16 protein-coding genes are annotated in these 15,761 nt (G+C 39.0%); 8 read left to right on the forward strand and 8 right to left on the reverse strand.

What is annotated here, in order from left to right; genetic code table 11:
* Positions 1 to 235: 235 nt before the first annotated feature.
* Positions 236 to 718 carry a PUA domain-containing protein gene (locus BP549_RS01690; RefSeq protein ID WP_292377603.1) on the reverse strand — a complete coding sequence of 161 codons (483 nt, stop codon included), beginning with the start codon at positions 716 to 718 and terminating at the stop codon, positions 236 to 238.
* A 510-nt stretch (positions 719 to 1,228) separates the two neighbouring features.
* Between BP549_RS01690 and BP549_RS01695 the strand changes: the two genes are divergently transcribed.
* The 3 genes from BP549_RS01695 to BP549_RS01705 all read left to right on the forward strand — a co-directional run bounded on the left by BP549_RS01695 (position 1,229) and on the right by BP549_RS01705 (position 4,371).
* Positions 1,229 to 2,281 (forward strand): hypothetical protein, encoded by a 1,053-nt coding sequence (locus BP549_RS01695; RefSeq protein ID WP_292377605.1) that lies wholly within the window; start codon positions 1,229 to 1,231, stop codon positions 2,279 to 2,281.
* 344 nt (positions 2,282 to 2,625) lie between these two features.
* Positions 2,626 to 3,720 carry a hypothetical protein gene (locus tag BP549_RS01700; protein WP_292376925.1) on the forward strand — a complete coding sequence of 365 codons (1,095 nt, stop codon included), beginning with the start codon at positions 2,626 to 2,628 and terminating at the stop codon, positions 3,718 to 3,720.
* 84 nt (positions 3,721 to 3,804) lie between these two features.
* A complete protein-coding gene (locus tag BP549_RS01705) occupies positions 3,805 to 4,371 on the forward strand; it encodes a hypothetical protein (protein ID WP_292377606.1) in 567 nt (188 codons plus the stop codon).
* 87 nt (positions 4,372 to 4,458) lie between these two features.
* Here the strand turns inward: BP549_RS01705 and BP549_RS01710 are convergent, their stop codons facing one another.
* Positions 4,459 to 4,761: a DUF1894 domain-containing protein gene (locus BP549_RS01710; protein ID WP_292376923.1), complete on the reverse strand. Its 303-nt coding sequence runs from the start codon at positions 4,759 to 4,761 to the stop codon at positions 4,459 to 4,461.
* Positions 4,762 to 5,266: 505 nt separating this feature from the next.
* Between BP549_RS01710 and BP549_RS01715 the strand changes: the two genes are divergently transcribed.
* Together BP549_RS01715 and BP549_RS01720 are read left to right on the forward strand one after the other, a co-directional pair.
* On the forward strand, positions 5,267 to 5,725 hold the full coding sequence (locus BP549_RS01715) for a DUF1890 domain-containing protein (RefSeq protein ID WP_292377607.1): 459 nt from the start codon (positions 5,267 to 5,269) through the stop codon (positions 5,723 to 5,725).
* The gene (locus BP549_RS01720) at positions 5,722 to 6,096 is read left to right on the forward strand and encodes a DUF1894 domain-containing protein (protein WP_292377608.1); all 375 of its coding nucleotides are present in this window, start codon (positions 5,722 to 5,724) and stop codon (positions 6,094 to 6,096) included. The genes BP549_RS01715 and BP549_RS01720 overlap by 4 nt, the downstream gene beginning before the upstream one ends.
* A gap of 298 nt (positions 6,097 to 6,394) precedes the next feature.
* Here the strand turns inward: BP549_RS01720 and purM are convergent, their stop codons facing one another.
* Together purM and BP549_RS01730 are read right to left on the reverse strand one after the other, a co-directional pair.
* Positions 6,395 to 7,396, reverse strand: a complete 1,002-nt coding sequence (gene purM / locus BP549_RS01725) for a phosphoribosylformylglycinamidine cyclo-ligase (RefSeq protein WP_292376920.1) — start codon at positions 7,394 to 7,396, stop codon at positions 6,395 to 6,397.
* Between the two features lie 22 nt (positions 7,397 to 7,418).
* Positions 7,419 to 8,837, reverse strand: coding sequence for an aspartate kinase (locus BP549_RS01730; RefSeq protein WP_292376919.1), 1,419 nt, complete (start codon positions 8,835 to 8,837; stop codon positions 7,419 to 7,421).
* Positions 8,838 to 9,229: 392 nt separating this feature from the next.
* Here BP549_RS01730 and BP549_RS01735 point away from each other — a divergent pair, with 392 nt between their 5' ends.
* Complete coding sequence (locus BP549_RS01735; RefSeq protein ID WP_292376918.1) at positions 9,230 to 10,426, forward strand: cofactor-independent phosphoglycerate mutase; 1,197 nt, start codon at positions 9,230 to 9,232, stop codon at positions 10,424 to 10,426.
* Positions 10,427 to 10,647: 221 nt separating this feature from the next.
* Positions 10,648 to 11,109: an Hsp20/alpha crystallin family protein gene (locus tag BP549_RS01740; RefSeq protein ID WP_292376917.1), complete on the forward strand. Its 462-nt coding sequence runs from the start codon at positions 10,648 to 10,650 to the stop codon at positions 11,107 to 11,109.
* Between the two features lie 156 nt (positions 11,110 to 11,265).
* On the opposite strand, the gene BP549_RS01745 is transcribed toward BP549_RS01740, so the two are convergent.
* Positions 11,266 to 12,243, reverse strand: a complete 978-nt coding sequence (locus BP549_RS01745) for a cation diffusion facilitator family transporter (protein ID WP_292376916.1) — start codon at positions 12,241 to 12,243, stop codon at positions 11,266 to 11,268.
* Between the two features lie 374 nt (positions 12,244 to 12,617).
* Entirely contained in the window at positions 12,618 to 13,019 is a 402-nt protein-coding gene (locus BP549_RS01750) for a hypothetical protein (protein ID WP_292377610.1), read from the reverse strand.
* A 485-nt stretch (positions 13,020 to 13,504) separates the two neighbouring features.
* Here BP549_RS01750 and BP549_RS01755 point away from each other — a divergent pair, with 485 nt between their 5' ends.
* Positions 13,505 to 14,269, forward strand: a complete 765-nt coding sequence (locus tag BP549_RS01755) for a coenzyme F420-0:L-glutamate ligase (protein ID WP_292377611.1) — start codon at positions 13,505 to 13,507, stop codon at positions 14,267 to 14,269.
* Positions 14,270 to 14,361: 92 nt separating this feature from the next.
* Here BP549_RS01755 and BP549_RS01760 read toward each other — a convergent pair whose 3' ends face one another.
* Together BP549_RS01760 and BP549_RS01765 are read right to left on the reverse strand one after the other, a co-directional pair.
* Positions 14,362 to 14,685, reverse strand: a complete 324-nt coding sequence (locus tag BP549_RS01760) for a cupin domain-containing protein (RefSeq protein ID WP_292377613.1) — start codon at positions 14,683 to 14,685, stop codon at positions 14,362 to 14,364.
* A gap of 245 nt (positions 14,686 to 14,930) precedes the next feature.
* Positions 14,931 to 15,410 carry a deoxycytidylate deaminase gene (locus BP549_RS01765; protein WP_292377615.1) on the reverse strand — a complete coding sequence of 160 codons (480 nt, stop codon included), beginning with the start codon at positions 15,408 to 15,410 and terminating at the stop codon, positions 14,931 to 14,933.
* Between the last annotated feature and the right edge of the window lie 351 nt (positions 15,411 to 15,761).

The following is a 15,761-nucleotide window of genomic DNA, read 5'->3' on the forward strand; positions in this document are numbered from 1 at the left end:
CCATTTTTTCGAATAGCATTCATTCAAAAATTACTATCTATGATATATTCTTATTCATTTTATCCGTTCATTATAAGAATATTTCAACAATATAAGCAGCAATTTATATCATATTTAACTATATGTAAATTTGCGTAAAAATTAAAAAGCTGTAATTTTTAGCATAAAATTTAACACTTATTCACCTTTTGATGTGTCTTTTTTATATTTCCATAAGTTTTCTGAAGCTTTAGATTCACTTTTCTTTTTTCGAAGCCACTCCTACTCTTACATCCACGGCTGCGCCACTATTAAGAGCCATTATCTCTGCTGGAGATAGAAGCAGTTGCCCTGTTGCAAGCAGTCTGTCAGTCTCATCTGTCACGAGCACTTCTTCTCCAGCTCTCAATTCAGAATCAATTTCAATTACATGTTTTATAAAAGCGGTTTTACCTTTTTCCACAAAAGGAGCAGCTTCCTCTGAGACAACGACCCTGAGCTTTTTTCCTGGCAAAAGCCTGTGGACGATGGAAGCTCCTTCAATACTGAGGGTAAAAAAGCCATCTTTTGCTCTTGCTGTGGCTATACGTTTTCCAGAGTGTAAGACCTGGCGTACTCGTTTTGTCCTGGATAACTGGAACGTTGAGTCATCTGGGAAAAGTTCTTTTCCAGTGCCTTTTCCAAACTGGTAGTCTGCTATCATGCGGACTCTGGCAAGTCTTTCAGTGTCATAATTCATAGCAGTACGTAATATATGCAGACCTTAAAGCCATTCCGGTTATCTAGATTTCCTGGGGCCTTACTGCAGGAAATTTATATCAATTTGTATCTTTCGAGGGAGACAATAAAATATTTATATTAAAACATTTTAAGCAAAATCGATAAGCTAATCTCCTGAGTGAACGGGTTTTTAAAAACAAATTGAGGGTGTGTTGATTCGAAAAATATTTCCCTTGATGAAACCCATCTTCAGATGCTTCACCCTCTTCTGGAAATTCCAGTGTTTTTGAAGCTGGCTGGCATAAGTTTAGCCTAAGTTAGGTATCGAAACTTATAATTTTTGATTTTTCTTCTCGTGGAGATTGTACGAAGAAACTGAAAAATTTCTTCAGATATGGCGCTGAAATTAAAATAACAATTTATATATAAGGGTGGATCTACTAAATCTCTATATACTTTTAAGCTCAGCCGCGTCTCCTTTACTGTGAGGCTGTTTTCAAAATTAATTTAAAAAAGGCGGGAACAATTTTTGGTTCGTAAAAATGTATCCATGGAGGATACACACCTTAAAAAACTTCGGCCCTTCTTGGATAAAAATAATGGAAATCTAAGTGCTGCAATCCGGGATGCAATCGAGCTTGCAGATGCAGCTCTTGAGGGACATGAGTCTGTAGAGGATGCACTGGAATATTTCACAGAGGATTCTGCAAAGTATCCTGAAATGCGAAATAATTTGATTGAAAATGGCGAATGTATACTTATAAGTCAGCTTTCCTTCAGATGGTTTATTGAAAATACGAATGGGATTCTAGTTGCTGACGAACTCGTAAGTGAACTTTTTAACCCCTATCGAATAAAAAGCCTTCCAGAACTTCTGGAATATATGAATAAACGCAGTACGAACCACGGCTGGGGAATTGAAGCCTCTCTAATCAATTGGGAGGAAGACAAGACTGAAGTAATAATGCTTGAGCATGGAGAGCCCAGTTTAAGAGCCTTTATTGCTGAAGCACTCTCTATTTTTCTTGGCCGTTACTTGAGTTTTGATGTTTCTTTTGTCCAACGCAAATCTAACTCTATCCTGATTTTTCTTAAGGATTATAAATCTGATACTGAAATTCCTCCTGGGATCAGGAAAAATTTTGGAACTCTAGATTATACGTTTAAAGAGATCAAAAGCAGGCCCGACTTCTGGATAACTCTTGTGGAAAGGTATATGCTACACAGATATGAGAGAATAAACCTTAATAAAGATGCATTTGAAGTTTTCCTCTCAGGTGGAGTTCCGGATATAACAAGCTTTTTTGAAACCTTTACAGGTAAAGCTATTTGGGAAATCCCTCTCTCCGAGCTGTTTGTTATCTGTGATGAAGTAATCTCAGTCACCCAGCTCGCAAGTGAGATTGAAAGGACCAGTGAAGGCGGGAATATGTATTTAAAAATAAGACATCAGTTTTCCGATGAAAAGGTTATTCTCAAATTGGTTGAGCTTTTCTCAAAAGTATTCCGGGCCGCAGGCTACGCATTCGAGGTCAAAACAATATCAAATCTCATTATTTTTGAGTTTGCAGGGGCGTCTTAATACTGTTTCCTCTCTATTACTCAATGTTCTCCTGAATATCTTTGGTTTCAAGATTTTTCTACATTTTAAATTTATCTACATAATCTGAATTATTATTCTGTTATCTTTACTTTTTACTTCTTGATTTTTCTATTCATTTTCATTTTTCGTTCTAATGCAACTACTTTTTTTCCGAAATTTTTAAAGTTTTTTAGTTCAACATGCATTTTTTGGCTTTCAATTCTAGCAAAAATATTAAGAAGTAGAAGCAACAATCTATTATCGGGTTTACGAAAATGAAAATGTGCTTATATCAAGAATTTTGAGCTGCTCACAGTCTCAAGAAGACAGGAGAGGGAATCCGCTTGATAATCCGAAAAAATATTTCTATTGATCAGTGTTATGTGGATAAATTAAAGCCCTTTCTGGAGAAAAATAATGGAAACTTAAGTGCGGCAATAAGAGATGCTATCGAAACTGCCTCTCTCGCTCTGGCTGGAAGGACCTGTGATAAAGGAGAAAAAGACTCAAGTAAGGTTTCACAGGATGCAGAATTTCGTAATAAATTAATTCAGGAAGACGAATTCCTGCTTGTTCATCATACTCTGCTTGAATGGCTTATTAAAAGGACTTCAGGGTTATCGATCGACGAAGCAACTGTATATGAAATAATAAATCCTTATAAAATTAAACGAATCCCTGATCTTGTCAGTTATATAAATTCGCTCAACGAGAAAATGGGCTGGAACATTAAGGTTGATGCGGAGTACAGTCAGGACATAGAGCCGGAAACTGCAAGCCTTACTCTATCAAACGGGAATTCCTGTTTCAGGGGAATTATGGCTCATAGCTTGGCTCTTTATCTTGCAAAACAGATGAAACTGGATGTTCAGGGTTTATTCTGCAGATCAAACGTAACAAAGGTCTACTTTAAAAGGTTTGAGTTCCTTAATTTTCAAAAGGTTCCTAAAGGGCTTGAGGAGCACTTCGGATTTATGGAGAGTACTTTCCAAGAACTTCAAAAAAAGCCGAAATTCTGGAAAAATCTTATCAAAGCCTACAGGCAGCAGAATTACCAACGGCTCAGCATGCAAAGAAAGACTTTCGAGGCTTTTGTTTCAGGGAATCTCCCATCCGTGGCTGAAGTGACAAGAAATTTTGAGTTAATTACAGGCAGGCCTCCTACAGCCTTTACCCTTGCTGAGCATATCATGATTTTCAAAGAAATTTACCTGACGGACAGTATAGGAAGTGATATCGAAATTTGCACTGAAAAGAGCAGAGAATATGTGAAACTTATTCATGATTATTCTGACAAAAAAGTATGTGAATCTATTACAAAATATTATTCTAATATTCTCAAGTCAATTGACTACTCTTTTACAGTCACAACTAGCCCCCATATGATCCTGTTCGAATTCGGGAAAAACCTTGGTTCAACCGATGTTTCTGTGGAATAATGAATCTTGAATCCTCACTTTCTTGATTACTTAATATTCATTATGATGGATAAATTCATATGTGGGAGTCTCCTATCCTTTTCCATGAGTGACGTAATTTTGCTATGGGATTGCCCTCTTCTTTTTGAAAAATTGTTTGTGGAATACGGGCTTCAATGTACTCGTGCGCTCTCAACTTCCCTTGGTACTCCCTATCTTCCTGCTTGCAAGATTATGATCCTGCCGACAGGTTTTGCAAATAAACAGTATACGAAAACAGGTGTGGGACTTGAACGTGGCAAACGTTCACTTGAAAAGTTTGTGACAAAAGGGGGGACTCTTCTTGTTTTTAGTCCTCTTGTCCCGGAATATGATTATGAGTGGCTTCCTTTTTCTTTGAAATATGTAATGGAAGAAAACCCGTGTACTCCTCAGCCTGTGGGTAAGCATGATGCCCAGAAACTTGTGGAAAATATTACCCTCCCTGCAGGATGTGACGGTTACTTCACGGAAACCGATGCTGATGTGGTACTAAAGGATGACAGGGGCAGGCCTATAATGGTCGTAAAAGAAATCGGAGAAGGTATAATCGTTGCGACTACGGTACACGAACTTCCTTCAGCCGGATTCTTTGAGTGCAGAGCTGCATGTACAAAAAAGGTAAAAGCCTGAGATAAAATTAAAGCAAAAAACTGGAAATAAGCATAAAAAAATTTTAAGGAAAAATAAGCAGCTACAGGTACAATTTTCTATTACCCTTCATTTAATCTTTTTTACATTTTTGTCCTTTTTATACTGGTCCCTTAGTTTCTTTATTTCTTCTACTTCGTTTTTCAGTTTGATTACAAAGAAACCGAAACAGGGTTTTGTAAACTGGAATACAATATCGTCTCCTGAAAAACCTACAGGAGCAGTTATACCAAGCAAGATGATACCTTTTACTTTATACCCCCCAGGTACTAAGTATACTTCCTCAGAACACCTCTTTATGCAGTCCTCGCACTCCTTGAGAGTTATGTTTTTCAGGAGAATCTCATACCTGTATTCTCGTAAGCACGCCATTTTCGTACCTTTTATGCTTTTTCTTTTATCAGCTCCAAAGTACCCTTGTAATCGTTACTTCTTAATCGACTACTAATTAAATTTATACATTAAAATATAAAGGAATGATATATTAGGCATTTCATTCTGAAAAAACAACAAAAGACTCTCTAGAATTCTTTTTAACTTTATTTCCAATATTTCTGTACTCTTATTGTTTCTTTTGTCTGGAACACATGAACTGAATAAAAGTTTAACTTCGATGAAGGTTCAACTTCAAGGTCAAATAGTTTTAATTCTGGTGTCAACAATTTAATATATAGATTATTGATAAAATAAGAATGGTTAAATTGGACTTAGAAAATTGAAACTTGGCCGCATAGAACATACGCTGAATTCAATATTCTCAATTCAAATGTTTTTCTGGTTTCAAAGATCTTCGCAGAAATCTTAATTGCAAAAATTGAATTTTATAATTAACCTATACTCCATTTCTAAATATAAAATACCTCAGAGATGAAATATTATGACCGGCGCAAAAGTGCTCCTTATGATGGGATGTCCAGAGATTCCGATTCAAACCAGCATTGCATTATATCTTTCCCATAAGCTGACCAAACTGGGATTTGATGTAACCGTTGCCGGGACAGCTGCCGCAAGCAAGCTCTTGAAAGTCTCCGATTTCGACGGCTATTATGTAAAAAAGCTGGTAGATCTCGACAAAACTATAGTAGATGTCATTGAAAAAAGAACGGATTTCGACATGTGCTTTGCCTTTATGCATAACGATGCCGGAATGACTTATGCAACGACTATGAGCTCCATTTCTCAGGCCAGGATGTATTCCATAGTCTTTGGCAGGAATGCCGAGGCACTGGCCGAATCAATAGAATTCGATTGTGAAAAGATAGTTGCACAGGATGCCCACAATCCCACTCGTCTCAAGAACAAACTGGACAAGGTGATGGAGGAGATCGTCAAATGAGCTGTATTGAGCAAATGAAGTACACAATCCACCTGCAAAGGATAAGCTTCAAAGAAGCCAGAGAATATATTGAGAAAAACTCGGACGAGGTTTACTACGTATCTCCTGGCTACAAAATTTTCAAAGATTATTATATAATAGGAATACCTCCCATTGCAGTTGGCGCAAAGGGAAATGCTCTGGTCTTCCCCTATACAAAGCCCTGCCACGGAAGCTTTGTCCTGAGCATAGACAATGAGGATAGCATAAAAGAGATCAATCGGCTCAGGGAGACAGGAAAAGAAAAGGCAACAACTACAGTGAAGAAAAGTAAATCTACTGAAAGTTCCAGGTCACCTCTGACCAGCTATGGGGATATGTGGAAAAAATAAAATCTAAAAAGCTGGAATGGCAAGATTAAGGAGCAAATCTCAGCACCGAGGAAAAAAGGTCTTAATACTAATAAGAGAATACCTTAAACCTAGGAAAAGTGCCTCAATACTGAGGAAACAGAAGATTTCAACATCGAGGAGTACTGAGGAAACAGAAGATTTCAACATCGAGGAGAATAGATTTCAACATAGAGGAAGAAAAATTTACTCTCCCTCTAAATTGATTTTCAAAATCGATCTTTTACAGAATCCTGTACATTTTCACTCTAATCGATCTTTTACAGAATCCTGTACATTTTCACTCTATTACCAAGTCTTTGATCTTGATCCCGCTCTCTACAATTTTCCCTACGATTTTTCCGCCGGTAATTTCTGCAGCTTTTGCAGCATCTTTTTCCGGCAAGATGATAAGAAAGCCCATGCCCATATTGAAGGTTCTGTACATTTCAAGATCTTCGACTCCCCCTTCTTTCTGGAGGAATTTGAAGATTTCCTGAGGCTCTAGGGGATCGTAGAAATCAAAGCCGAGTTTTGTCACTCTTCTTAGTTTCAAAAGTCCGCTACCTGTTATGTGGGCAAGCCCATGGACTTCACATGCCTTCAGCACATCAAGAATCTCAATATAAATTCTTGTTGGAGTCAGGAGCTCGTCTCCGATTGTTTTTGAACTGTCATAGGGGCAGAGATCATGGTAAGAATATCCTGATTCTTCAATGATTTTCCTTACAAGGGTATAGCCGTTGCTGTGGACGCCTGTGCTCGGGACACCTACAATCACATCGCCTACCTTTACTTTCTCTCCCTCGACAATCTGATCTTTCCTGACGATTCCAAGGCATGTACCTGCAAGGTCAAAACCTTTAATTATTTCAGGTAGGGTTGCGGTTTCTCCACCGACAATTGACATCCTGGAAATTTCCGCACCTTTTACCAGCCCTTCTCCTATCTGAGCAGCAAAACCTTCTTCGTGCTTTTCCAGGGCAAGATAATCTACAAAGGCTACGGGTTCGGCCCCTATGGCCAGAAGGTCATTTACATTCATTGCGATACAGTCTATGCCTACTGTGTTCCACCGCTGCATTTCGTTTGCAATAAGAACTTTTGAACCTACCCCATCCGTTGTCAGGGCAAGGGCATATTCTCCGAAGTCCAGAAGCCCTGCATAATGCCCTATTCCTGTAAGGGGAGCTCCTATACCTTTTCGAACGTAACTGAGTTTTTCAATAAGGGTTTTGACGGTTTTTTCTTCCTTTTTAATATCTACGCCTGAATCTGCATACGTTAAGTGTTTTTCGCTCATTTTTTGCCCCTCCCTGCCTGCATTATAGCGGTTTTTTAATTCCGTTTCCGTTGTATAATTCAAATTCATCATGTAGAGTCTTGACTGCGGCAAATGCATCATCTTCCCGCACTACGAAAGAGATGTTGTACTGAGAAGAGCCCTGGCTGATCATAATAATATTAATCATTGAGTTCCCAAGCGCTCCGAAGACTCTTTTTGCCACGCCTGGAGTCCCTGCCATACCTGCACCCACGACTGCAACTACGCAGACATTTCTGTCTGAAGTGATTTCCCTTACGATTTCCCGATTAAATTCTTCATGGAGAGCTTTTAAAGCGGGCTCGATGTGTGCCTCACTGATTACAAAAGAGATATTGGATTCGGAAGAGCCCTGGCTGATCATAACAACATTAACGCCTGCTTTTGCAAGCGCCGTAAAGAGCCTTGCTACAGTCCCGACTGCTCCCACCATCTCTGCACCTTCAATATTGATAAGAGCCACATTTTTAATCAGACTTACGGCTTTTACAACATGTTTGCACTGGAACTTTTCCGAAACTACAAGTGTGCCAGGAAACTCAGGTTCAAAAGTATTTTTAACACGTACAGGAATGTGTTCACGCATGGCAGGCTCAATCGTCCGTGGATGCAGCACGTTTGCTCCGAAGTAAGAGAGTTCCATGGCTTCGGCATAAGAAATCTGCGGGATAGTCTTTGCCTCTGGCACGATTCTCGGATCAGTAGTCATGATCCCGCTTACTTCTTTCCAGAGCCAGATCTCATCAACTTTCAAAGCTGCACCCAGGATAGAAGCTGAGAAGTCAGACCCGCTCCTTCCAAGAGTGGTAATAATCCCATCCTCATTTTCTCCTATAAATCCAGTGACTACAGCAATCTGTGACTCGAGTCTGCACCCAAGCCTCTTTTTTACAAGTTCGTAAGTTTGTTCTAGAGGCCTAGCATTTCCGTAATCCGATGATGTTATAATCCCTGCTTCTCCACCTGTGAATTCGGTCGATGCTATTCCAAGAGAACGGATAGCTCCTGACACAATCGGAGCAGCCAGGCGTTCTCCGTAAGAACAAATGTAATCAATTGACCTTGGAGTAAGCTCACCAAGATAACAGATTCCAATCAACGCTTTTTCGAGCTCATCAATTCGAAGGTCAAGAGTCTGGATAACTTCTTTTGCTACTGTGGGGTCATCAATGGCATCCTTCACGGCTTCATGGTGTTTGTTTGTTATTTCTGTTTTAAACTCCTTCACAAGGGTGACTTTGCCTTTTGTTGAGGCAAATAGTGCATTTTCCAGAAGCCCATCGGTTACTCCACCGAGTGCCGAGGTTACTACCACGATCTGGTTGCCTTCTTCATGATACCTCTTCAGAAGTTGGGCAACATGACGGATTTTTTTTCCGTCCCCAACGGAAGTTCCTCCAAATTTCATTACAATTTTCATGATCGGATCACGTTTTATCATTAACTGATTATTTTCACACCGTTTACTTAAACTGTTGATTAATTTAGTTACCCTCACTAATTTTTCGGATTGGAATAAATAATTCCGGGATTCCTGCAGGTTTGCAGGTTTCTTCTCAATAAGATGGTTTTTTGTAGAGAAAGCTATATATCGGCTCTTTTGCCACTAATATATTTTATGCTGAGAACCTGTTCTGTATAGGATATGGGTAATATATTATAATGTTTGTGTAAAATGGGTTTAGAAACTAAAATCTCCAGATAGGAAGAAAAAACTGCTGGCAAATTCCCAATAAATCTCAGTAACTGGTAGAAAATAATATATTTAATTCCCGAGATGAAAGACTAAGTTAGTTGAAGACAGGTGAAGCAATGAAATACGCTGTACTTATAGGAGACGGAATGGCTGATTACCCAATAGAAAAGCTGGGTGGAAAAACCATTCTCCAGGCAGCCCAAACCCCTGCTATGGATTATATCGCAGCCCAAGGAAAAATGGGACTTGCAAAAACTATACCTGATGGGCTTCCTGCTGGGAGTGATGTCGCAAATATGTCCATTCTCGGGTACGATCCGTCAGTCTATTACTCTGGTCGGGCTCCTTTGGAGGCTGCCAGTATGGGTGTGGCTCTTGCACCCGATGATGTGGCTTTCAGATGCAGTCTTATAACTATCGAGCACGGAAGAATAAAAGATTATAGCTCAGGGCATATCACCAGTGAAGAAGCTAGGATTCTCATCGAAACCCTTGATACTGAACTCAGTACAGAAGAACTAAGCTTTTATCCAGGTATCAGCTACAGGCACCTCCTGGTTGCCAGAAACAATCTAGGAGCTGAAACGGAATGCACTCCCCCGCATGATATTACCGGGAAAAAATTTGAGGAATATCTGCCCGGAGGAAAAGACGGAGATTTCTTTTCTGACATGATCAAAAAATCTATGATCGTTCTTGAACTGCATCCAGTTAATCTGAAAAGGATTGAGGAAGGTAAGAATCCTGCAAACTCAATTTGGGTCTGGGGCCAGGGACATGCTCCAAAGTTTACGCCTTTTAGGGAATTGTACAACAAAACCGGAGCAGTTATTTCGGCAGTCGACCTTCTGAAAGGCATTGGAGTTTATGCAGGCCTAGACGTAATTGAAGTTCCAGGAGCAACCGGTTATCTGGATACCAATTATGAAGGAAAAGCCAGTGCTGCAATCGAGGTATTGAAAACGAGGGATCTTGTTTTTGTCCATGTGGAAGCCCCGGACGAAGCCGGACATGAGGGGAGTATTGATAAAAAGTTAAAAGCTGTAGAAGATTTCGATAGTCGAATTGTAGCTCCTATTCTTAAACATGCCGAGGCTTCAGATGAGCCCTTTACGATTCTCGTGTTACCTGATCATCCAACTCCAATTTCCTTAAAAACCCACACTCCAGATCCTATTCCCTTCGCAGTCTACAGGACTGACAAAACGGATTCTGACGGAGCAGAGACTTTTGATGAAGAGTCGGCTAAAAAAGGTTCTCTGGGCCTTGTAAAAGCTTCAGATATTATAGGAATACTTTTGAAGGCCAAGTAACTGCCTTCTCTAGTTTTCAATTCGAGGACCTATTTGTTTTTCATCTTTTTAATTTCCACGAAAATCTATTGCTCTGGATTTTCGGAAACTTTTTCTTTTATCGTTCAGGTTCTTTTTGTATTACGTTTTTGTGAAATTGCCCAAGAAAATGTATATATCCTTTCTCAATATATTTAGAATAGCACATAGCTGTGTTATTTTTAATTTAGGGGGTAATTAATATGAGATGGCCTATGAGAAGATCATTTTCAGGCCCTGCACGCTGGGACCCTTTTGAAGAGATCAGAAGGACGCAGGAACGCCTTAACCAGCTGTTTGAAGACTTTATGCCAATGGAAGAATGGGGAGGCGGAAAAGTTTACACTCCTGCCATTGATATTAAGGAAGAGGAAGACAAGCTTGTTGTCACTACCGACTTGCCTGGGATTAATAAAGAGGATGTTCAAATTAACCTTAAAGAAGACATGCTTGAGATCAGTGCAAAGACCGGGAAGGAAAAAGAGACCGAAGAGGAAGGATATCTGCGCCGGGAGAGGGCATATACTCAATTTTACAGGGCAGTTCGCCTGCCTACCAGCGTTAAGGAAGAGGGAAGCACTGCAAAAATGGAGAATGGTGTCCTGACAATTACGCTGCCGAAAATGCAATTGGAAGAGCCGACAAAGAAAATATCTATTGAGTAATCTTTCTGGACCGGAAAGATAACTCTGAAAACATATCAGACTGCGGGAAAAAATCGCAGTCTTTTCTTTTTTCATCTTTTTCTGTTAATTTCTGAGTTTATTCCAATTCAAAACTTCAATTTTTGAGTCTTGTATTTGGAAATCATTTCATTTATGTTACTTACCACGGGAGTTCTTATTATAATACTTGGAATCAGAACACGGCTCCACATGAATAGAAAAATGGCCATTACTGCCGCAAATTTCTTTTAGTCTATTTTCGATCTGCGTTGAGATTTCATGTGCATCCACAATATTCAAGTCCCGATTAACCTCAATATGGACATCTGCAGCCATGGCATTCCCTATTTTTCGGGTTTTTAGCTCATGGAAGCCTAAAACACCTTCAGTAGTAATCAGGACTCGTTCAATATTTCTGTAAGTTTCCGAATCGAGTGAAGCTTCCACCAGTTCATTCAGGTTTTTGTAAGAGATATCGAATGCCACTTTAAAGATAAAGAAACTTAATATTACTGCGGCTATTGGATCGAGCACTACCCACTTGCCTCCAAGAAGTATGGCGCCTCCTATTCCTATCATGGTTCCTATGGAAGAGAAGGCATCCGAACGGTGGTGCCAAGCATTTGCAGTTACCGCATCACTCTTAAGTTTCCCGGCGTATATCATGGTATAACGGTAGAGCCATTCTTTTGACACAATTGACAGAATTGCCGCAATAAGCGCAATCGAACTTGGAGCTGGCAGCGCTTCTCCCCGGGAAAACGCTAAAACCTTCTGAAGTCCACCCCAAAAAATCCCAAACGCCACTGCAGCAAGGACAAGCCCGATAAATGCCGCAGCTAGTGTCTCGATTTTTCCATGTCCGTAGTTGTGAGTTTTGTCCCTGGGTTTCTTGGAAATCCTTAAACCCGCTATTACTGCAATGTCAGTCATGAAGTCAGATAGAGAATGAGCTGCATCAGCAACCATTGCCGAGCTATTTCCTACAATTCCGGCCACAAATTTAAAACTTGTTAGCAAAACGTTGACTACCATCCCAACTTTCGTTACATGAGCTGCCTGGGAATATCTAGTGTTCTCATTCTCCTCGTAATTGAAAAGAGCTTCTCTTTTTGTATCTCCAATACCTTCCATAATTTCTCATATTATCTTGTTATCTGAATATATTTGAGATATCATTTTTCAATATTTATTGCCCTTAAACGGGAATACAAAAATTAGCGGTTACTAGATATAAAATTATCTTCCATTAATTAAATAATTTATACAGCTCTATAGCTCTTTCTGAGGATTAATTTGACTTTAATATTAATATCTATTCGTAAAATAATATTATTTTTTTCATGGAGGGTAATGTCATAAAGATCTCGTCAACTTCACATTTTTCATACAAATAGTATATGAAAATTTCTTCTCTAATTCCTCTATTTATCAACTTGTTGATTGACTATCTACTTTTATATTGCCTTTTTATTCCTTTCATGTTTTGTTGAAAGCATCGCAGAAACTCAGCAGTAACGTGGAAAAATATATTTTATTTCTTTAATTCTCTCTTCTTTTTCTCCTTCTATTTCCTCAGGAAATTCTTTATTTTTCAGGGCTTCAGCCTGTGCAATTTCAGGGTGCTGTTTCAAAAACTCCATTGAATATTCAGTAGTTTCTTTTGCTGACAATTGAAAGATCTCGTCAATTTCTTCTTTGCTAAACTGTCCGTGATAAAGAAGAAGCTGAGTCACTCTTTGCCTGGTGGCTTGAGGTTCGTTCTCATAGTCCAGGGAGTAATATAGCTTGCTTATGATAACCCTTAAACTCCAGATTCTGCTTCGTTCGTTGTCCTTTAACTCAAAAGGGCTTCTATCTTTTATTTTTTCTATAATTCCATTCAGATCATACTGGCTCGTATTTAACACCTCTATTCAATTTCGGTTTGCAAGCAGATAAAAACTCTTTAATCTTCAAGAGAAAACAGGTGTTATCGGTGAATAAAAATACCGAAAATAGAGTTAGTTCGAAAATAAAATCTCTTTAGGAAATAAGTTAATTTAAGGATCTATAGATTGAAAAGATAAATAGATCTAGAAATAGTAAGTTAAGCAACTATAAATTTAAATAAAGTAAATAATGCAAACTAAAAACAAAATAAACTGAAAAATAAGGTATCTTAATAAATAGGTGAAAAGCGCGGCATCAGGAAATTGTTCTCATCATCTTTTGCTCAGTTGGGGTAACTCTCATCATCGCCGCAAGATCCAGTATATCGGTGGTCTTATTTATGGTTACTGCCTTTACTGCTGTAAATTATTTGTTTAATAGATCAGTCCTATTATTTCCTATACCTAACTGAACAAATGCAGTTATTCTTATTTATTAGTTTCAAAGACTTTGAGGAAAATACTTGAAATTTGAAGCCATAGCCGTTGAGAATATTCCCCTTATACATAATGGGGACAATCTGCCCTCGATCATCTATGAGAATATAGAATTTCAGGACAGAGACATTGTTATCGTTGCCTCGACCGTTGTTGCTAAAGCTGAAGGGGAGATCTTCAGGCTAGAGGATATTACTCCAGGAAAAGTAGCACTTGAGATCGCAACTCGGAGCGGAAAAGATGCGAGGTTTATTCAGTCTGTACTTTCCAGGAGCAGGGAGGTCCTTGTTGAAAAGCCATTTATGCTTGTGACAACTCTAGCAGGACATACCTGCGTAAATGCAGGAGTTGATGAGTCAAATATTGAAGACGGATTTCTGCTCTACCCTCCGAAGAATCCAGATGCCAGTGCTGCAAGGCTTGGGGAAGAACTCGAAAAGTTGAGCGGGAAAAAGTTAAGTGTCATTGTCACGGATACAAACGGGAGAGCTTTCAAAATAGGGCAGACCGGTGCTGCTATAGGAATTTACAAGATAAAGCCTGTCAAGCACTGGATTGGAGAAAAAGATCTCTTCGGAAAAGTCCTTGAGATTACAGAGGAAGCAATTGCTGATGAGCTTGCAGGCACTGCAAATCTTCTAATGGGTGAAGGTGCAGGCGGAACTCCTGTAGTCGTAATTCGAGGGCTTGATTATTATTATAATGAAAATACTTCTATAAGGGAAATGTATCGTTCTGAAGAGCTGGATATTATCAAAAAAGGACTCCGCTGCCTTCAAAAAAAGAATTGAATTAAAGAGAGTGCTTGGATGGTTCGGCTTCTAGTTCCAATTTTGCCCGGCTGAAAAACAATTTGCTTCAACTTAATATGAACCCAATAGTGTTAAGAACGGATCATTGTTAGAACCATTTTGAACCTTTCCAGGGCACGGAGTGAGTGGGGTTCGCTGGCAGGCATTATGATCATGTCCCCCTTCTCCAGAATATTTTTATTTCCGGAAATAGTGATTTCTGCCTTTCCGTCTATTACTTGGACCATGGCGTCAAAAGGGGCAGTATGCTCGCTCAGTCCCTCGCCTCTATCGAAGGCAAATATAGTTACGGTCCCTGTATCCTTACGGATAATTTCTCTGCTTACAACGGCTCCTTCCTGGTATTCAATCAAAGAGTCTATTCTTAATGTTCTAGCTTTTAATTCTTCAGACACTATTCCACCTCTATCGCTTTTCCATCAGTTTACGTAACCTATTCAGGTACCTGACAAACTTTTGCGCGGATATAATCCAGTCACGTCAGACTCTGTATTTCTTCAGATTTTTGAATAAAATACCTTCAGAACACGTTTTTATATTTCTTTTATACAAGAAATCTTGGGTAATTAGTTATTTTAATTCTTTTATGAAAATGCTCTTATGCAAGAGTTAGCGGAGGATGATTTTAACTTTTGCAGATTCAGTCCCCGCTTGAAGTCTCACTTTTCAACTCAAAAGGTATATGTTCCACTTCTACACCCGCATCCCTGAAAAACTTAAGTGAATCGTTATCAGGATAGAAAGTTGCATATACTACTCTTTTGATGTTCGAGTTGATAATCATTTTTGTGCAAAGGATGCAGGGCTGATGTGTACAATAAATAGTTGCTCCTGCTATGCTTACCCCATGGATTGCAGCCTGGATAATTGCATTCTGTTCTGCATGTACTGCCCTGCACTTTTCCTGTCTTGTGCCTGAAGGGATTTTTTCCATATCCCTAATACACCCGATTTCAAGGCAGTGATCCATGCCGCTGGGTGCTCCATTATATCCGGTTGCAAGAATGCGTTTGTCCCGGACGATCACAGCCCCCACGTTCTTTCGGAGGCAGGTAGCCCGTTTGCCTACTACAAAGGCGATTTCGAGAAAATATTCGTCAAGGGAAGGTCTTTTTATCATTGTTTTTAATGAACAGTAAGTGGTATATTAGAGTTGTGACATTAAGATTCTACCATTTTTAAGAGTTAATTTTAAGTGGAATGAATTAACGGTGTATAGAAAAAAGTTTTTTCGAGAAAGAATTAATATAATCTGTGAGAATAAATGTAGTCTGTAAAATTACAGAATTAAAACAAATTAACTTATTTATAATATTAACCTATCTATATTATTGAGGCATCCAGAAAGTTATCCCCCTTACCTGAACCCGAGTAGCCAGAATAAGTTCAAGATTCTCAAAGAAATCTGTTTATATATCTGATTATAAATCTCGTGTTCTGGATTTTACATCCGGATTCTATATTTCTGGAT

The sequence above is a fragment of the Methanosarcina sp. UBA289 genome, assembly GCA_002496565.1.
In the GTDB taxonomy this organism is placed as follows: domain Archaea; phylum Halobacteriota; class Methanosarcinia; order Methanosarcinales; family Methanosarcinaceae; genus Methanosarcina.